At 59.1% G+C, this 18,898-nt stretch carries 14 protein-coding genes; 12 read left to right on the top strand and 2 right to left on the bottom strand.

Annotated elements, in window-relative coordinates:
* Positions 1-3 precede the first annotated feature (3 nt).
* Positions 4-837, top strand: a complete 834-nt coding sequence (locus tag QP977_RS01075) for a Cof-type HAD-IIB family hydrolase (protein ID WP_070652832.1) — start codon at positions 4-6, stop codon at positions 835-837.
* Positions 838-889: 52 nt separating this feature from the next.
* On the opposite strand, the gene QP977_RS01070 is transcribed toward QP977_RS01075, so the two are convergent.
* Positions 890-3,313: an N-acetylmuramoyl-L-alanine amidase gene (locus QP977_RS01070; RefSeq protein WP_070652831.1), complete on the bottom strand. Its 2,424-nt coding sequence runs from the start codon at positions 3,311-3,313 to the stop codon at positions 890-892.
* An 85-nt stretch (positions 3,314-3,398) separates the two neighbouring features.
* Positions 3,399-4,904, bottom strand: a complete 1,506-nt coding sequence (locus QP977_RS01065; RefSeq protein ID WP_284847056.1) for an N-acetylmuramoyl-L-alanine amidase — start codon at positions 4,902-4,904, stop codon at positions 3,399-3,401.
* A 329-nt stretch (positions 4,905-5,233) separates the two neighbouring features.
* Here QP977_RS01065 and glf point away from each other — a divergent pair, with 329 nt between their 5' ends.
* The 11 genes from glf to QP977_RS01010 all read left to right on the top strand — a co-directional run bounded on the left by glf (position 5,234) and on the right by QP977_RS01010 (position 18,887).
* Complete coding sequence (glf, locus tag QP977_RS01060) at positions 5,234-6,430, top strand: UDP-galactopyranose mutase (protein ID WP_042388989.1); 1,197 nt, start codon at positions 5,234-5,236, stop codon at positions 6,428-6,430.
* A gap of 36 nt (positions 6,431-6,466) precedes the next feature.
* Complete coding sequence (locus tag QP977_RS01055; protein ID WP_242451348.1) at positions 6,467-7,396, top strand: EamA family transporter; 930 nt, start codon at positions 6,467-6,469, stop codon at positions 7,394-7,396.
* Positions 7,397-7,578: 182 nt separating this feature from the next.
* On the top strand, positions 7,579-8,592 hold the full coding sequence (locus tag QP977_RS01050; RefSeq protein WP_049171829.1) for an alpha/beta hydrolase: 1,014 nt from the start codon (positions 7,579-7,581) through the stop codon (positions 8,590-8,592).
* 200 nt (positions 8,593-8,792) lie between these two features.
* Positions 8,793-10,853: a glycosyltransferase gene (locus QP977_RS01045; protein ID WP_049193150.1), complete on the top strand. Its 2,061-nt coding sequence runs from the start codon at positions 8,793-8,795 to the stop codon at positions 10,851-10,853.
* On the top strand, positions 10,837-11,427 hold the full coding sequence (locus tag QP977_RS01040; RefSeq protein WP_049190962.1) for a phosphatase PAP2 family protein: 591 nt from the start codon (positions 10,837-10,839) through the stop codon (positions 11,425-11,427). The genes QP977_RS01045 and QP977_RS01040 overlap by 17 nt, the downstream gene beginning before the upstream one ends.
* Before the next feature lie 29 nt (positions 11,428-11,456).
* A complete protein-coding gene (locus QP977_RS01035) occupies positions 11,457-12,476 on the top strand; it encodes a decaprenyl-phosphate phosphoribosyltransferase (RefSeq protein WP_048734319.1) in 1,020 nt (339 codons plus the stop codon).
* A gap of 473 nt (positions 12,477-12,949) precedes the next feature.
* Complete coding sequence (locus tag QP977_RS01030; RefSeq protein ID WP_126108232.1) at positions 12,950-13,993, top strand: alpha/beta hydrolase; 1,044 nt, start codon at positions 12,950-12,952, stop codon at positions 13,991-13,993.
* Positions 13,994-14,540: 547 nt separating this feature from the next.
* The gene (locus QP977_RS01025) at positions 14,541-16,652 is read left to right on the top strand and encodes an alpha/beta hydrolase-fold protein (protein WP_126108231.1); all 2,112 of its coding nucleotides are present in this window, start codon (positions 14,541-14,543) and stop codon (positions 16,650-16,652) included.
* Positions 16,653-16,689: 37 nt separating this feature from the next.
* Positions 16,690-17,178, top strand: coding sequence for a DUF732 domain-containing protein (locus tag QP977_RS01020; protein ID WP_049190969.1), 489 nt, complete (start codon positions 16,690-16,692; stop codon positions 17,176-17,178).
* Between the two features lie 5 nt (positions 17,179-17,183).
* Positions 17,184-18,110: a cutinase family protein gene (locus QP977_RS01015; protein ID WP_149420765.1), complete on the top strand. Its 927-nt coding sequence runs from the start codon at positions 17,184-17,186 to the stop codon at positions 18,108-18,110.
* Positions 18,111-18,329: 219 nt separating this feature from the next.
* Positions 18,330-18,887 (top strand): TM2 domain-containing protein, encoded by a 558-nt coding sequence (locus QP977_RS01010; protein ID WP_284847055.1) that lies wholly within the window; start codon positions 18,330-18,332, stop codon positions 18,885-18,887.
* Positions 18,888-18,898: the final 11 nt, after the last annotated feature.

The following is an 18,898-nucleotide window of genomic DNA, read 5'->3' as shown; positions in this document are numbered from 1 at the left end:
GAAGTGACCGAGAGACTACACCCACTACTCGTAGCTTCGGATATTGACGGGACGTTCATCGACTCGCGGGAGCGGGTAACTCCCCGCCTGCGACAGGCCGTCACGCGAATGCTACGCCGCGGAACCCCGTTGGTGCTGGCCACGGGAAGGCCGGCTCGGTGGTTGCAACCAGTGCTCGAGCAGCTGCCGGTTCAGCCGTTGTGCGTGTGTGCCAATGGCGCCGTGATTTACGACTCCGGCCGTGATGAAGTGGTTGCCGCCAACACACTGAAGCCGGAGACGCTGCGATACGTCGTCAAGCATGCGCGCGAAGCGGCGCGATCCATCGGTGGAATCGGCATTGCGGCAGAGCGCGCTGGGACGTCGGCGAATGATGCCATCGATGAGCTTTTTGTGGTGGCGCCGTCCTATGACCATGCGTGGGAATCGGATGAGCACGGTGAGCTTGCTGAAGAGGCCGTGTTGTCGGAACCCGCGACGAAACTCTTGCTGCGAAACTCAGATGTGGACAGTGCACAGCTATATGAGCTGGTCGCTCCCGCAATTGACGCGAGCTTGGCCCACGTGACCTACTCCATGCCCGACGGGCTTTTGGAAGTGTCCGCGCCGGGCGTGACTAAGCGCGCCGGGTTGGAATACGTATCTGAACTGGTCGGAGCGACCGCGAAAGATGTGGTCTGCTTCGGTGACATGCCGAACGATATCGAGATGCTGTCGTGGGCGGGCACGGGTGTGGCCATGGGCAATGCGGCTGACAACGTCAAGGAGATTGCAGACGAAATCACCGCCACCAATGATGATGACGGTGTTGCTCGTGTGCTGGAGCGCTGGTTCTAGCTAGCCTCGAGGTTTTCCCGCGCCAGCTAGCTCCCCCAGCGCTCGACAGCGCTTACTTCAGCTCGGTCTTGACTTCGCCGGTGGTGCGGTCGAAGGTGATTGAACCGTTCTGGAACTCAGCGCGCTCGATGTTTCCATCGACCACCTGGGTCTTCGTCGGGGCACCCAGCTTGCCGACCTCGAAGCCCTGGCGGGCCCACTCATCAGCAATCTTGCCCCAGATAGCGTGCGCGCCGGTGGTGTCGGAGTCGGTGATTACGCCGTTGGAGAACTTCACATAGCGCAGGGCATCGGCCTGGCCAGCATTGTTCGCCACGGTAGAACCGCTCTGGATACCGGACATTGCGTAACCGAGAACGGAGCCCATTTCCTCGGAAACTTGGCGCCATTCGGCAGCCAGGTCGTTCTGCTCATTGATAGTGATGATCTGGTCAATCAGGACCGGCAGGTCAGCGATCGACGGGCCGTTTTCAATCGAGCGTCCAACGGCACCCAGAATCGCATCGGCGGTCTGTCCGAGCCCCGGTGCGCCGAGCATGCCCAGCGCCGAGGCCAGCATCGAACGTGCACCCGAGACTGTCTCCAGAGCCTGTGCCTTCTGCTGCTCGTCGGATGCGCTCGGCGAGGAGGAGTTGCTCTGCTCGCTTGCCGACGGTGCGGAGGATTCAGCCGTAGCAGTGTCACCGGTGTTCGTGGCGTCGGTTGGCTCAGAGGTATTCGAAGTACCCGAGGTGGTCGAGTCGGAGCTCGACGTTGTCGAAGAAGTGGTGCTCGATGCGCTCGAGGACTTCTCGGAGGGCGAGGTCGTGGACGTACCCGTGGATGCCGAGGTGGTCGAGGTAGTAGAGGTCGACGTGCTCGACTCGGTCGATTCGCTCGACTGCGAGTCTGTGTCCTCGGCGGTCTTATCGTCCTTTTCATCCTGCGGAACGAGGAGATCAATCAAGCCGTCAGGCCCCTCATTATCAATCTTTCCGCTGGTGAGTGTGTTGTACTTCTTCTCGGCAATCGAGCGGATCTTGCTCATCTGGGCGTAGCCAGCATCACCTGGGCAGGTGGTGTTACCAACGTCGCGGTGCGCGAAGATTGTCGGCAGAGTGACCTGCTTACCGTATCCGTACTTGGAGTAGCTGGTGCCACCCGAAGTCATCTGGATCTGGCCGGTCGGCTTGATGCCGGCGACCTTCAGGCGCCAACCAATCATATTGCCCACCGAGTTCAGTGCGGCCTCGCTGGGAGCAACCGAAGAGTAGTTACCCATCATGGAGATGCCGAAAGTACCGGTGTTGAAGCCACCTGCGTGTGCGCCCTGGACATTCTTATCCAGCCCACCGTAGCGGCCCTCGTAGATGTTGCCGTACTTGTCGACAAGGGCGTTGTATCCGATGTCGCACCAGCCCAGAGTCTGTGCGTGGTACTGGTAAATGCCGCGGACGATACCAGCGGACTGGCTCTCGGTGTAGTTGTTTGAACCAGCGGTGTGGTGCACGGTGGCACCGACAAGCTTGCTGTCGTAGTCCGCGCCCTTACAGCGGTTGTTTTCGTTGGCGCCCCAGCCGGCACGGGTAATGACCTTCGGCATGCCCGTGACATTCTTGGCATCCACAATTGGGTCGATGCCGGATGCAGCAGCCTGGCCGTCGATTAGCACTGCGTCGACCTGGTCGATCGGCAGTTCATCGGCGACCGGTTCGATGTCCGTCCACTTCACCGGGAGGTTCGGCGAGTCCAGATTTGCAGCGTCGTTAGCGTTCGGAGCAGTCGGGTCATCGAGTGCGTCCCCAGGAGCTGCATCCGGAGTCTGCTGGTAGTCGGAAGCGGCCTCGGCGACATCCTTGGCCGCATCCGTAGCGGAATCCTTTGCATCCTCCACGGCCTTCTTGGCGCCCTCGGCATTAATCTCGTCGAGGTTGAGCTTGGACAAATCCAGCTTCTCAGCGCCCTTGATGTCCTTCAGATCCACGCCGGAACCCGGACCGAAGATGTTAAGTCCGTGGGTGGAAACCTGAACGCGCTTGGTTGGCTCGATGTAGATGAGCTCCGTTCCGTTCAGGCCGTTGCCATTGCCTTCAGCGGGGTAGTCCGGGTCAACGCTGAACCAGTCGGACCAGGAGCCGTCTGCTCGCTCGGCGCGGACGAAGCTGGCGATATCAGGGTCACCGGCCCACGTCAGCGCAAACTGGGAAAACTCAGTATCGGAGGTAATTTCCTTGACGACACCGCGGTTGGGATGAGCTTCGTCGGCAAGCGACTGCGTTGCGATTGCTGCATCTTCGACGAGAACGGAGACGCTGTCTGCAAGCGACTTGCTCTGGACAACCGGGTCGATGGGGCCGGCGCCGTTTTCCTCGATGAGGTCATAAGCGGCACCTGCGCCGACAACGGCAACGGGTGTCAGGGCAAGGGTCGCCACGGCAGCGAGTACCAAGGATTGCTTGGCACCTGCGCGGCGATTGATGCGGCGGCGACTAAACACGGTAATAACTCCTGGGTGATTGCGAAGATCTGGTGCTACACCACAAATGTGATGTGGTTATGCCTGTTGTGGATAAGCGGGAGACTTAGTTCTGAGGTGCGAACCAGGCCTGCGTAGCTTCGGCAGGGTTGGCTGGCAGGGAATCAGTTAGAAACTCACCGAGAACCTCGCCTGGTGTGGGCGTTTCCACGTTTCCGAGGGAACCGCCGTTGTCGCCCGACTCGCCGGTGCCCGGAATCGACGGAATGCTGGCGGCCTCTCCGTCCTGGTTGTTCGGATCCGTCGAGCGGCCGGCGATACCCGCTCCGCCGGCGCCATCAAACTTGGCTTTGGCTGCAGCGCGGATGGCATCCATCTGCTGGTAGCCGAAGGTGCCCGGGCATGAGGTGTAGCCGGTGTCGCGGTGGCCGAAGATGGCCGGGAGGTTCACGGTCTGGCCGGAGCTGTAGCGTGCCTTCGAGTAGCCGGCGCTGGTCAGTGCGGCGGTGGACATCGGATCGACGCCACCGACCTTCATGCGCCAGCCGACCATCTCGCCGAGTGCAGTGACGGCCGCATCCGGAATCTCCAGCTGGTCGTGATTGCCCATCACCGAAATACCGAAGGTGCCGTTGTTGAAGCCACCTGCGTGCGCGCCTTCGATGTTCTTGTCCAGGCCGCCGTAGCGCCCCTCGTAGATGTTGCCGTACTTATCGACCAACGCGTTGTAGCCAACATCGCCCCAGCCCAGCGTCTTTGCGTGGTAGGCGTAAATGCCTCGGACAATGGCTGGTCCCTGCGACTCTGAGTAGTTATTGGAACCCGCGGTGTGGTGGATGCACGTGCCCTTGAAAGTGCTGTAGGAGCTCGAACCGCTGCGGATGGACTCATCTGCGCCCCATGCTGCACGGCTGATTACATTTGGCGCACCGGAAATCGACGACTCGTACGCAACTGGCTGAATAACCTCGCCGACCTGCTCTACGCCGTCGATGAAAACTGCCTGGACAGCGTTGAGGGACAACGCGGCCGTAGCGCTGACGAGATCCTGCAGGGCACCGCCGATAGTGGCGGGGTCAAGGTTGTCGATACCAATGATGTTGCGGGGATCCAGGCCTTCGAGGAGGTTCAGGCCGACAGTCGACACCTGCACGCGACGGGTGGGCTCAACGAACAGCAGCTCGGTGCCGGACTGCCCGGAGTTATTCATCGGACCGTGTGAATCAGCGTGGAACCACGGGCCAAAGCTGCCGTCTTCGCGCTCGGCGCGAACGTAAAGCTGCAGATTGTCATCGCCCGGCCAGGTGAGTGCGAACTGGGAGAACGGTTCGTCGCGGGTGATGTCCTTTACGAATCCGCGAAGCGGGTGCAGGGCATCGGTAATGGCATGCGTGCCGACGGCTGCGTCGTCAATCATCATCGTGACAGCGTCAACCAGCGGCGATGTCGAGATCTTGGCTGCGATGGGGCCTACGCCTGGGCTTTCAACCAGGGTAGGGGCCTGGCGAATACCCCATGTTGCTAGCGGAGCTGCGGCAGTAGTAGCTGCCAGTCCATAGAGGAAGGTGCGACGGCCCATCGACGGGGCATTGATGCGACGGCGAGTTGGCACGGTAAAAGCTCCAAAAAAATGGGGTACAGGGTTATCGACCCGAGGTCTACCCGGGGTCGAAGGGAAGGAAAGTTGCAAAGCAACAGAAAATTCTGAGGAGGATGTTACCAGTGTGACTAAAAAAATCTAGTGAGACATCTGTGTTTCCTCGTTAATTTTGGGAAAATTATCAAATAATGTGACCAAACGAACGTTGGGCTGGGCTCACGTGGACGTCGTAAAGCCCGCGTGTACACCCGCAAACCGGATGGAAATGCAATAGGTTTTAAGGCGTGAGTAGCGAAAAGAACACCACTGCCAATGAATTTGCTCCGAAGTCCCTACAGGACATCAAGGACAACACCTACGACCTCATCGTGGTCGGTTCGGGTTTCTTCGGTTTGACCGTTGCTGAGCGGACCGCCACTGAGCTGGGTAAGCGCGTGCTCGTTGTCGAACGCCGCAACCACATCGGCGGCAACGCCTACTCGGAGGCAGAGCCGGAGACTGGCATCGAGGTGCATAAGTACGGTGCGCACCTGTTCCATACCTCTAATAAGAGGGTGTGGGACTACGTCAACCAGTTCACTGACTTCACCGACTACCAGCACCGCGTGTTCGCTATGTACAAGGGCACCGCATACCAGTTCCCGATGGGGCTGGGGCTGATCAACCAGTTCTTCGGCAAGTACTACAGCCCGGACGAGGCTCGTCAGCTGATTAAGGACCAGACCGATGGCCTGGATCCACGTGACGCGAAGAACCTTGAGGAAAAGGCCATCTCCCTGATCGGCCGTCCGCTGTACGAGGCCTTTGTCAAGCACTACACCGCCAAGCAGTGGCAGACCGACCCGAAGAACCTGCCGGCCGGCAACATCACCCGCCTGCCAGTTCGCTACACCTTTAATAACCGCTACTTCAACGACACCTACGAAGGTCTGCCTGTCGACGGCTACACCGCCTGGCTGGAAAACATGGTGACCTCCGACAAGATTGACGTCGTTGTTGACGCCGACTGGTTTGAGGTGCGCGACGAACTCCGCGCTGTCTCCCCGGACGCCCCGGTCGTCTACACCGGCCCGCTGGACCGCTACTTCGACTACGCAGAGGGCAAGCTGGGTTGGCGCACGCTGGACTTCGAGATGGAGGTTGTCAACACCGGCGATTTCCAGGGCACTCCAGTGATGAACTACAACGACGCGGATGTGCCGTACACCCGTATCCACGAATTCCGCCACTTCCACCCGGAGCGCGATTACGTCAAGGACAAGACGGTAATTGTTAAGGAATACTCCCGCTTCGCCGACGATGGCGACGAGGTGTACTACCCGATCAACACTCCGGAAGACCGCGAGATGCTGGAGGCCTACCGCAAGCTCGCTGCAGCAGAAGCGCAGGAGAACAAGGTTCTCTTCGGTGGTCGTCTGGGCACCTACCAGTACCTGGACATGCACATGGCAATCGGTTCTGCACTGTCGATGTTCGACAACAAGATTGCGCCGTTCTTCAACGACGGCGAAGCAATCGAGCAGGAGCGCGGGCACTAATTTGCCGCTTCCGGCTCCCGCACTAGTATTGCGCGAGTGTCGCGTGAGAAAAGCCAAACCGGAATTCCCCAGCAGGGGCCATTGCTGCAGCGTGTGAACAAGTTTCTCACTCTGCCGGTGGCTCCCGTAATTCTGGTTCTCATCGGTTCTCTTGGCACACAGGCCGCGGCCGTGCTGGTCACTGGCATGCTTTCCACGGTCGGCGCGCCGGGCATATCGGGCCTGCGCATGACCGCCGCCGCCATCATCATGGTGGTTCTGTTCCGACCAAAGCTGTCCGGGATGACCCGCGCCCGCGCCATTAACATCGTGGTCTACGGCATCGCCATGGGCATGATGAGCATGATGATTTACGCAGCTATCGCCCGCCTCCCGCAGGGCGTCGCCGTCACCATCGACTTCCTCGGCCCCTGCGTCGTGTCCTTCCTGGGGCTGAAAATGTGGCGCTCCCGCCTATGGGCCATCGTCGCTTTCATCGGCGTTGCCCTGATTGCCCAGCCCTCCAATGACCTTGACATTATCGGCATTGGTTACGCCGCAATCGGTGCAATCTTCTTCGGCGCTTACACGCTCTTCTCCGCCCGAATGGGCAGCACCGAGGGCGGCGGCATGCCCGACCTGGCGCTGTCAGTGGTCGTCGCAGCAATCGTGCTCGCGCCATTTTCTGTTTCCGCTGCACCGCTTGTCGACGGTTCGATGTGGGCCACCATCGTTATTTCCGGGTTTATTGGCGCTGTTATTCCCTACGTGATGGACACCATCGCTGCGGGGATTGTCTCAGCGGCGGTCGTCGGCACGCTCTTTGCACTGGACCCGGTCATCGGTGCAATCCTGGGCTGGGCGTTTTCCGGTGACCGAGTGACTTGGTCCATGGCGCTGGGCATCGTGCTAATCGCGGCGGCTGGCGCGATTATTACCTGGCGCGGGGCGCGGGAGTCGCGCGAGCTGCGGGGGCTTGCGCAGTAAAAATGCGGATACCAGAACCCGCCGAAAAGTGGGGTCTCGACGTGTTCTGCTGGAAAACGACAGTGAATGCGGGTAAGTTTGTCGAAGATTTATTGTTTCTTAAGGTAATTCCCTGAAGCGGAAACACGCCTGATAGTTCCCACCGGCCGTGGGGAATCGCACATTGTGAGGAGAATGCACACGTGAAAATCACCTCTACTTTCCGTGGTTGGCGTCGAAAGGTTGCAGCCGTTGCGTCCGCGGTAGCTGTGGCCGCGTCTGCATTGACCATGGCGCCGGCCGCGAGCGCGGCGGGTGACCGAGGCTCGCTGCGCCCGGGTTGTGAGTGGGATTCGTACCAGTACTTCACCCAGAAGTGCCAGGTTTATTCGCCGGCCATGGACCGTAATATTCCGGTTCAGATTGTGGCCTCTGCCAATGGTGGTAACAAGGCTCTCTACCTGCTAGATGGCCTGCGTAGCCCGGCTGATGCCTCTGACTGGGTGGAGCACGGTAACGCCCCACGTACTTTTGAGGGATCCAACGTCAACCTGGTTATTCCAGGTGGTGGCGGCGGTAGCTTCTACACCGACTGGAAGCGTCCGTCGGTTAGTGTGCACGGTCCGTTTGTAAACATGTGGGAGACTTTCCTGACTCAGGAACTGCCGGTTTACCTTGAGCGTGAGTTCGGCATTTCTCGCACTGGTAACTCCATTGCAGGTCTGTCCATGGGTGCATCTGCTGCACTATCGCTGGCATACAACCACCGAGACCAGTTCGGTCAGGCTCTTGCCTTCTCCGGTTACCTGCACACCACTGCGCCGGGTATGACCACTGCAATTGAGGCCGCTCAGCTGTCGGCTGGCTACAGCTCCTTCGACATGTGGGGTGCGCCTATGTCAGCGGAGCGTGTCCGCAATGATCCGTACCTGAACGTCGAGAAGATGAAGGGGCTGGATCTGGTTATTACCTCGGCAAATGGTGTTCCGGATGAGGTTCGTGACCCGAAGAACCTCTACCGGGTCGTCCCGAAGGCCGGTGGCGTTGCGCTGGAGTCGCTGTCCCGCTTGTCCACCCGCGAGTTTGAGTTGCGTGCTCGTACCTCCGGTCTGGATGCGACGTTTGAATACGAGCAGACCGGTATCCACGATTGGCCGACCTGGGATCGCAACCTCCAGAACTCCAAGGCCCGCATCGAAGGTTTCCTCGGAGCTTAAAACTAGAACCTGAACGAAAAAGCCCCTATGCGCAGCAGATAGTCCGCAGCGCGTAGGGGCTTTCACATTCTGGGCTGTCGCTAGCGTGGCAACAAGAGGCAATCCGCCACGGGCACTAGGATGCTATGAGATAGAAACGTCGGTAACTTATCGGCGGCAACACCCCCGGTAGACCTTTCGGAAAGTGGTTGATACGTCTCATGGCATCACAGCCTGAACAAAAGCGGACACATACCCCGACAACGTCGTCAAGCCTTGCCGTTGAACGCCTGCAGCGGATTTTGCTGCCAAAGTTGGGTGAGCCCCGTGATGTCCGCTCGCTCTACTTGGTTGAGCCGGAGACTAATGCCGGTCGTGTGCAAGCGCATTCGCGCACGTCAGCCACCATTCCGGCGGGTGATGAAGTTAGTTTTGAAACCTACTTCAATGCTTTTCCGGCCAGCTACTGGCGCCGGTGGACGAATCTGGACAATGTTGTCCTGCGCCTGGAACTGTCCGGTACTGCGCGCGTGGACATTTATCGTTCGAAGATTGACGGTGCGCGCATCGCCGTGACCGGCGAAGTTGTCGGTGATCTGGGTGCGGCGGCTGAAGGCGCGGAAGCCAAGGTGGACGGCAAGGATGTCCACGTCTGCGAAATCCCAGTACCGCTGACGCAATTTGAAGACGGCGGCTGGATTTGGTTCGACCTCACCTGTGAGACGGACGTGGTAATCCACTCCGCAGGTTGGTACTCCGATATCGAGGCGCCGAGCCAGACGTACCCGGACGGCACAGAGCATCCGGCGCCGGAGGGGCGCGTCACTATCGGTATCCCGACGTTCAATCGCCCGACCGACGCAGTTGCTGCTCTTGAGGCGCTGTCCTCGGATTCTGAGGTCGATGCCATCATCGATGCTGTTTTGATGCCTGACCAGGGCACCAAGCACCCGGCAGACGAGCCGGGCTTCGATGCTGTCGCCGAGCACTTTGGTGACCGCCTGCGTATTTTCCCGCAGGGAAATCTCGGTGGTTCCGGCGGGTACTCCCGCATTATGTATGAGGCCCTGGGCGGTCCGGATTCGGATTCGAAGCGTGCGACCGATAGTCCGTTCATTCTCTACATGGATGACGACATCGCCATCGAACCGGATTCCATTCTGCGTGCGGTCGCTGTCGGCCGGTTCGCGAAGTCCCCGATGCTGGTCGGCGGTCAGATGCTGAACCTGCAGGAGCGCAGCCACTTGCACTCGATGGGTGAAGTCATCGGCCGCCATGACTTCATGTGGACTTCCGCTCCGCACGTCCACTATGACCACGACTTTTATGCGCACCCACTGCGCGATCGCGGGGAGCACGGCACTAACGCAACCGGTGAGGTTGTCGATTCGAAGGATCTTCACCGTCGCATCGATGTTGAGTTCAACGGCTGGTGGATGTGCCTGATTCCACGCGTCGCCGCTGAGACAATCGGTCAGCCGCTGCCACTGTTTATTAAGTGGGACGATGCCGAATACGGTTTGCGCGCAGGCACGGCAGGCTTTCCGACGGCTACGTGGCCGGGCGTAGCAATTTGGCATATGGCCTGGTCGGACAAGGACGACGCCATTGACTGGCAGGCGTACTTCCATCTGCGCAACCGCTTGATTGTCGCGGCTCTTCAGCACGAGGGCGATGCTGCCGGTATCGTGCGTTCCATGCGCAAGGCCACTTTCAAGCACCTTCTGTGCCTGGAGTACTCCACTGTTGCCATCCAGAACGAAGCCATGAAGGACTTCCTGGCAGGTCCGGAGCACCTGTTCGATATTCTCGAGTCCTCGCTGCCGCGTATCAATGCCCTGCGTAAGAGCTTCCCCGACGCGGTTGTGCTGCCGAGCGCAGGCGATCTGCCAAAGCCCTCCGGTATTCCGGGGGTTCCGACAAAGGATGTCGGTGGTCGTCTGGGCAAGCTGAAGAAGGTCGGTTGGCTGGCCAAGGGTCTGCTGCACAGCGTGCGCCCGGAAAACTCCGAGCACCATGCGGTGCCGCAGGCAAACCTGGCGCCGCTGGAGGCTCGTTGGTTCTCCCTGTCGCGTCTGGATGGCGCAACGGTCACCACCGCTGACGGCCGTGGCGTGGTGTATCGCCAGCGTGACCGCGACAAGGCCAAGGCTCTGCTGGAAGAATCCTGGGAGCTGCAAAAGCAGGTTGAGGAGCGGTTCGAGCAAATGCAGGCACGCTACCGCGCAGCCTATGACGATCTGACCAGTAGGAAGGCCTGGGCGAATGTCTTCGAAAATTAAAGGCGATCCGTTCGGCGAGTCCGACGTTCTCGTTAATATTCAGCACACGCTTAACGACGTCCCGGGTGTGCTGCCCACCGCGCGTGCCATGAGCTATTTCGGTGAGCACGCCCTTGGGTGGATGGGGCTCGCTGCCCTCGGGGCGGCGGTGGATAAGGAGCGACGCATTAGCTGGGCAAAGGTCGGTGTGGCCGCCTTTACCTCGCATGCGGCATCGGTGGTGCTTAAGCGCATTGTCCGTCGCCCGCGTCCCCATGACCGTCGTATAGCAATCGGCGTTGGTACGCCAAGCAAGCTGAGTTTCCCGTCCTCGCACGCGACGTCGACGACGGCGGCGCTGGTGGGGATTGCAAAGTTGGGTTACCCGGCAGCACCGGCCGTGGGCGTGCCGGCGATTATGCTCTCCCGCCTGGTGCTGGGAGTTCATTACCCAACCGATGTCGCTCTCGGAGCAGCGCTGGGTACAGCCACTGCTCTTGCGGTGGACAAGATAGGTGATAAGGTCATCGAGCCGAAAAAGGCGCAGCATAACCAGGGTGGACAGCCCTCCATTGCGGAAAGGAATGCACAGTGACACAGGCGGAGAACGACAACTTGGCCAATGTGTCGGCCAACCAGCGGCAAGCTTCTCAATCAAGGATTGGGTCCGAGCCGCACACTTCCGGTATCGATGAGCCTGCGCACCCGCAGGGGCATCCGCCGAAGAATCTGCTGGACGGCATGATCAAGGCGCTTCGCCCGAAGCAGTGGGTGAAGAATGTCCTAGTCATTGCGGCTCCACTGGCAGCCGGCAACGAGATCATGGACTCGGGACGTTCGATCGGCACGCTGACCGTCGACATCCTGGTGGCGTTTGTGGCCTTTTGCTTGGCAGCATCGTCGATTTACCTGATTAATGATGCCCGCGATGTCGAGGCTGACCGTGCGCACCCAACCAAGCGCTTCCGCCCAATTGCCGCTGGCGTACTGCCGGTGAGCATGGCGTACATTATGGCGGTCGCGCTGATTATTGGTTCGATTGCGGTGTCCTGGTTTGCCTCTGAGGGGCCGGGGCTAGCAATTGTTGTGGCTGTATACATTGCGCTGCAGCTCGGTTACTGCTTTGGTCTGAAGCATCAGCCGGTGATTGATATTGCGCTGGTGTCCTCGGGTTTCATGCTGCGTGCAATGGCCGGCGGTGTTGCTGCCAACATCAACCTGTCCCAGTGGTTCTTGCTGGTTGCCGCCTTTGGTTCGCTGTTTATGGCAGCCGGTAAGCGTTACGCTGAGCTGCTGTTGGCGGAGCGTACAGGTAAGAAGATTCGTAAGTCGTTGCAGGGTTACACCGCGACTTACCTGCGCTTTGTGTGGACCCTCGCTGCGACCGCCGTGGTACTGAGCTACGCGCTGTGGGGCTTCGAGATGGGGCGCGCACCGGGCACTTCGTCCACTTCGGCTATTTGGTACGAGATTTCGATGGTTCCATTCACTGTGGCCATCCTGCGCTTCGCAGCCGACGTCGACCGTGGTGATGCGGGAAGCCCGGATGAGATTGCGCTCAAGGACCGTCCGCTGCAGGCACTGGCCGTCCTGTGGCTGCTGTCCATTGCCATCGCTGTCTACGCTGTTCCGGCTCTGGGGTAGTTCCTTGTTCTTTTCCCATTAAGCGAACTACGGTTTCCGTCGGGTTCTCGTCGGTTTCTCGTCGGTTTCGGTTGGTAGCTGAAGGCCCATGCATCGAGGGGTGCATGGGCTTTTTTCTGTATCTCGTTAGTACTTAGGTTGTGTTTGGGGTTCTTGTAGGCGTGTTTTAGATGTCTCAGTCAGTCCTACGGGTCAGTCGGGGGCAGAATTACAAATCTGTAATTCCTCGCTGGTAAACAGTGTTTCTCCTTGTGGCGAATAGTTTTGTCGGGAAATGTGAGAAATATTACGGAATGGTTACGATTTTAACTTGGTTGTAGGGAAACGATTGAGTATCGTTACATACTCGAGATTCTTTTGTGGAGTCTCCAGTTGTCGCGTCACAACTGGAAGCAGAAAAGCGAAAGCTCGCGCAAGCGACTGCCTCCGAGAAGTCTGGCGCGGAGGTAAGTCCGAAAGTAAAGAGGAGAACGATGAGCTTTACTGCAGTGAGTCGTAACTTCACGGTGAAGGTCGTAGCTGCCCTCGTAGCGGTTGCGATGGTCTTTGGCGGCATCATGCTCGCATCCGCGAAGGACGCGAGTGCTGATCCAAACCGTGATCGACTGCGCCCAGGCTGTGAGTGGGATCCATACAACTGGTGGGTTCAGTACTGCCAGGTTTTCTCGCCAGCTATGAACCGCAATATTCCGGTTCAGATCAAGGCGGCTACTGGTGGCGGCGATGCCTCCCTGTACATGCTCGACGGTCTGTGGGGCTTTAATAAGGGTGCGTCCGGTTGGATTTGGTCGGGCCATATTGCTCAGACTTTTGCCAATGACAACATCACTCTGGTTGCGCCGGCTGCTGGCGACGGCTCCTTCTATGCCGACTGGAACGCTCCGGCAGTGACCGCTGAAGGGGTCAAGACCCAGAAGTGGGAAACCTTCCTGACCCAGGAGCTCCCGGTCTATTTGCAGCGTGAGTTTGGTGTCAACCCGAACCGCAACGCAATCGCTGGTCTGTCCATGGGTGCGGCTGCGGCGGTTTCTCTGGCGGCCCGCCACCGTGATCAGTTCAAGCAGGTTACTTCGCTGTCCGGTTACTACCAGATGTCCAACCCAGTTGTTGCGACCGGCGCTACTGCAATGGTGGCTAGCACTGGTGTAGTGAATCCGACTGGCATGTGGGGCCTTCCGGTTCCTGCTTCGGAGCAGTGGCGTGCTCATGATCCATCGCTGCAGCTGGACCAGCTCCGGGGGCTGCCGATGTATGTTTCCTCCGCCCAGGGTGTTCAGAGCCTGTGGAGTGACCCGGAGGTTTTGAACCGTCCGGTGCCGCAGCTCCCTGACACTGTCTGGCGTGCCGTAATGGAGTCCGTCTCCCGCGCTTCGACGCAGCGCTTTGAGCAGGACGCTCGCGCTGCCGGCCTCAATGCGCAGTTTGTCTACAGCCCGAACGGTATCCACTCGTGGGAGCTGTGGGGCCGTGATGCCGCGCTTGCTCGCCCGCACATTCTTGGGGCGCTGGGGCTCTAGGTCGGTAGTTATTTCAGGGCGCTCTGGCGCGCTGACCTAGCTCTGGTGCTGGATGGCTTCTTAAAGGGGCTAGCTTCTTAAGAAGTCTCAATTTTGAAAAAGACCAATCCTTTTGTGGGGTTGGTCTTTTTTCTGTGTCGAGTCCGGGTTTGGATGCTGAGTGGAAGGTGTGGGTAACGGCCTACAGAGGGGCGCAAAGAGTTGCGCTGTCAAAGCTTGAATTCAGTTCCTTTTGCGTGTGTCTCCACGGTTTTTACCCGTAAGAGGGTAAACATGAGAGTCGAACCTTAAAGTAAAGGGTGAAGCTATTCAGGTAGCTATACCGTATGTTTCGCAGATCGTGTGTGAGATTCTTCTTGCAGCGGCACGCCGGAGGAGGGGAACCTTCGGATACGTTGCTGGTCACTACGTAATTCTGCGAAGCCGAACGGTAAACGCATAGCTCAAGCGCCGCGTGATGCTATCTGCAGGTGCCTAATCGGTGCCGGTGCAACACTCAACGTCTCAAATAATTTCAACCAGCGACTTTGTAAAGGGAAGCCCTCTTATGCGCGTAACCGCTAGATTCCTCCGTGGTGGACTCGGCAACAGCCGGAAGTCATCACGGGCGTTGACCGCACTTTTGGCACTACCGTTGACTCTCGCTCTCGGTGCCCCTGCTGCAGTGGCGGCTCCCGAGCCAGCTCAGCCAGGTCTGCCTAGCTACGAGGAACTTCAGGCCGTTCAGGGGCAGTTGGCGCAATCTGGAGACCTGGGAGACCTTGCTAAGGCCGCTGAAGCAGCGCAAGCTGCTGGTGCGCAGCTACCTGGCCTGGGTATGCCGAAGCCGATGCCAGGGCCGGAGCGTACGCCATTTAAAGTCGATACTCCCGCAGTGGCGAACCTCCCCAGTGGAGTCAGCGTAGACAAGGTCGAGTGGTACACAGATCACCACGTCATTGCGCACATTCGCTCGGCTGCCATGCCGGAGAAGCCAATCCAGGTTGAGATTTTGCTGCCGCGCGATTGGTACCGCGACAAGGAGCGCACATTCCCGAGCGTCTACCACCTTGACGGTATGGCATCGTTTGATGACTACTCCGGTTGGATTCGCGCTACTAATATCGAACGCTTCTACGAGGACAAGAATGTCCTGGTGGTTATGCCTGCCGGCGGTACATCGTCCTTCTACTCTGACTGGGATCAGCCGGATAACGGTCAGAACTACAAGTGGGAGAGCTTCATCACTAAGGAGCTCGTGCCGGTTATCACCAACGGCTTCCGCGGCAACGATGAACGCGGCATTATCGGTATCTCCATGGGAGCTACCGGTGCTTACAACGTTGCAGCACACTCTCCGGAGCTGTGGAAGTTTGCCGGTAGCCTCTCTGGTTACCTGGATATGACTTCGCCGGGCATGCCGCAGGCAATCTCTCTGGCGATGAAGAACACCGGTGGCTATGACGCGACGAAGATGTGGGGCCCGCTCGGTTCGCAGCGTTGGAAGGACAATGATCCGAAGCTGAACATCGACAAGCTCAAGGGCATGTCGCTGTACATCTCGGCGGGTAACGGCAACACCGGTGAGTGGGACGTGCCGTCGCAGATCGATCCGACGAAGCCGGACAATCCGACCGGTTACGCATTGGAAGTGCTTTCCCGCATGACCAGTGAGACCTTCATCCGAAATGCTCGCGAAAAGGGCGTCGAGCCGGTTGTGAACTTCCGGAGCTCGGGTACTCACACTTGGCCGTACTGGCAATTCGAGGTCAGTCAGGCCTGGCCAACGCTGGCCGATGCACTGCAGTTGCCGGAGTCCGATCGTGGCGCGGTCTGCCGTGTAGGCGGCGAGATTGAGAAGGCCGTCGCATCGCTGCCAGGAATTGGCACCTGCCTGTCGGATGAGTATGGCGTCGCCAAGAATGGCGTGGCTCAGGACTTTACCGGCGGTACCGCCTACTGGCACCCGGATTCCGGGGCACATGTGGTCTGGGGGCGCATCGGTTCGCGTTACAACGAGCTCGGTGGTCCGTCCTCGCCGCTCGGCTACCCAGTGACCAACGAACTGGCTACGCCGGATGGCTCGGGACGCTTCGTTCACTTCGAAAAGGGTTCGATTTACTGGACTCCGGAAGGCGGAGCCCACGAAGTCACCGGCGACATTATGAACGTCTGGGGCAAGGCCGGCTTCGAGACCGGTCCGCTGGGCTACCCAGTCGCCAACCACCGCGATATTCCGGGCGGTGTCGCCCAGGACTTCCAGGGTGGCACCATCGTCAAGATCGGCGGCGAAGAACCTCGCATCGTGCGTGGTGAAATCGGCCGTGTCTACAAGGAGCTCGGTGGCGCTGAGTCCGATCTGGGTCTGCCTGTCGACGGCGACGAGGTCAAGCTCGCCCGCGGCGCTTTCCAGCGCTTCGAACACGGTGCCATTTACTGGACTCCGGAAACTGGTGCACAGCCGGTGCGCTCCAACGACATCACTGACCACTGGGGCAGCACTGGCTACGAAAATGGCCCGTTCGGTTACCCGGTCGGCCCACTGCAGCCAGTCAAGGCCGGCGGTCTTGAACAGCAGTTCGAGGGTGGCTGGATTCGCCAGCTCAACGGCAAGATTGTCGAAGAGCGCAATAAGCCAGAAGCACCAGCCCCAGCCGCCGACAACGGTGATGACAAGTAAGCCAACCAAAGCAGGGCACTGAATAAGGGATAGACAAATGTCCATGAACAAGTCCTTCCGGACACTGGCTACAACCACAGCTGTTGCGCTGCTGACCTTCGGAGTGGCCGCCTGTGGCAGTTCCACAGTGGAGTCTTCGGAGGTCACCTCGTCGACGACTACGAAGACCTCCACGACGTCGTCAAGCACGAAGACTTCTGCGCCGAAGTCGAGCGAAAAGTCTGCGCCGGAGATCACAGATCCCCAAGCTAAGCGCGTGGACGAAGCGCCCGATGGACAGATGAAGCTCAGTGAGGCGGATGATTCATACCTCGAAGCGCTGGAAAAAGCGGGAATTGATGTTGCTGGGGTGGAGGATCAGCTCATCGGCACAGGTCGCGCGGCATGCGCAGACGCACCGGAGGAGGAGCGTCAGGTCATCGCGCTGGCGATTGCCGGACAGCTGGTCGCACAGGGGCGCTCACAGGAAAGCGCTGAGGAAGTGGCGAAGACTATTGCAAGCTCCGCTAAAAAGGCGTATTGCTAGCACTCATGCGTAAAGTGGTGACAATTCTGGCGGTCATTGTGCTGGTGGCCGCTATTGGCTTCGGCGTAGTGCAATGGCTTAACGACGACCAAGGCGGTCAAACCCCACCGACCCCCGGTGACGATGGTGGGGTTCTGGCCGAACAACCCGAGTGGTGCCCGGCGGTAGAAGTTATCGCGGTGCCCGGAACTGCGGAATCGCGTGCTGACGATGACCCAATGGCCCCGACCGCGAACCCACATTCGCTGCTGCTTGGCCTGACGAACTCGATTTCGCAGTCCTACTCGGAGGGTGATGTCAAGGTCTGGACTACGCCGTACCCGGCACAGATTAAGACGCATCAGCTGCCCGACCAACTCACCTACGATGATTCGCAGGCAGTCGGGCGCGATGTCACCGCTAAGGAAATGGCTGACTTACACGGGCAGTGCCCGCTGACGGACTTCGTCCTGATGGGCTTCTCCCAGGGCGCGGCTATTGCAGGTGATTTGGCCTCTGACATCGGCAACGGCCGCGGTGTGGTTCCGGCCGAGCGCATCGCGGGCGTGGCTCTGTTGGGCGACCCGCGGCGTGACCCTAATCAGGGCGTGAACCAGGGTGTTCCGCTGGCTGGTGTGGGTGTCGAGCTGTCATTGCAGCCCCTCGGCGGCATTGTGCAGGCTGTGGTTCCGGGCGCAACGATGCGCGGTCCACGAGACGGCTTTGGGCCTCTTAATGACAAGGTCCAGAATGTCTGCGTGCCATCGGATTCCTTCTGTGATGTTCCTCCGGCAGTGGCCGATGCGATCGCACGCGCGCAGGAGATGATTGCCGGCGCAGGAGCGCATGCGACCTACGCCACGAATGACGTAGCAATCCCGGGTACGACTCCGCTGGCCTGGACTGAGGGCTGGACTCGCGAACTGATTGAACAATCGCTGGCGCGACGGTAGAGGCAGCTCAAAAATGTGCGAGACGAGCCCGACCTCGACGGGTACTTGCTGTTAGAATCTTGCTCAAGAACTGGTGTTTAACGTTTCAAAACAACAGGTTCGCTAAAGTTTCGAAAGAAATTGACAAAAATTGCAGGAAGCAGTCTGACAGAACCGGTTATTATCGCCCAAGGAACTGCTGTTCATGACCGGATAATCTAGTCGAAAAGGTAGGGTGCAATGACGAATCCGACAAACCCATATGGAGATTTCGACGAAGACGGTATGCCGAGATCCCGGGGAAAGTTCGCTGACAGCTCGGGTGCTTACAGCTCCGGTATGCCGTACTCGGATCAGTACCCACCGCAGCAGCCGAACATGGGGCAGGGCTATGAGGACCCGAGCCAGCACAATTTCCACAACGGGTACTCGAACCCGTATCAGAGTGGTTACCCAAACCAGCAGGCGCCGGCGTATTCCGCTGGCTTCGGTGGCCCAAACCCGCACCAGGGCTACGGAGGCGCAGGTGCTCCTGTCTCGGATAAGTCCAAGATTGCAGCGGCTCTGCTTGCCTTCTTCCTGGGTACCCTCGGTGTTCACAACTTCTACCTGGGGCACAACTCGCGTGGTGCTATTCAACTAGCACTGACGGTATTCGGCTGGATTACGGCTATCCTTCTGGTCGGATTCTTCCTAATCATCGGCGTCAGCATTTGGGCATTTATCGAGTTCATTTTGATTCTCGTCGGTAGCGGCTCCTACGCCTATGACGCAAATGGGCGCCGCCTGCAATCGTAGGAGCCTCGTCC

The sequence above is a fragment of the Corynebacterium sp. MSK012 genome (assembly GCF_030232435.1).
In the GTDB taxonomy this organism is placed as follows: domain Bacteria; phylum Actinomycetota; class Actinomycetes; order Mycobacteriales; family Mycobacteriaceae; genus Corynebacterium; species Corynebacterium jeikeium_D.
The sequence above is the reverse complement of the archived record's forward strand: the minus strand, read 5'-3'. Positions and strand labels throughout refer to the sequence as shown.

Bases quoted from the DNA above. Each gene is read 5' to 3' on its own strand.
- QP977_RS01030 (WP_126108232.1), top strand. From the start codon at position 12,950: ATGAGCTTTACTGCAGTGAGTCGTAACTTCACGGTGAAGGTCGTAGCT.
- QP977_RS01025 (WP_126108231.1), top strand. From the start codon at position 14,541: ATGCGCGTAACCGCTAGATTCCTCCGTGGTGGACTCGGCAACAGCCGG.
- QP977_RS01045 (WP_049193150.1), top strand. From the start codon at position 8,793: ATGGCATCACAGCCTGAACAAAAGCGGACACATACCCCGACAACGTCG.
- QP977_RS01020 (WP_049190969.1), top strand. From the start codon at position 16,690: ATGTCCATGAACAAGTCCTTCCGGACACTGGCTACAACCACAGCTGTT.
- QP977_RS01015 (WP_149420765.1), top strand. From the start codon at position 17,184: ATGCGTAAAGTGGTGACAATTCTGGCGGTCATTGTGCTGGTGGCCGCT.
- QP977_RS01040 (WP_049190962.1), top strand. From the start codon at position 10,837: ATGTCTTCGAAAATTAAAGGCGATCCGTTCGGCGAGTCCGACGTTCTC.
- QP977_RS01010 (WP_284847055.1), top strand. From the start codon at position 18,330: ATGACGAATCCGACAAACCCATATGGAGATTTCGACGAAGACGGTATG.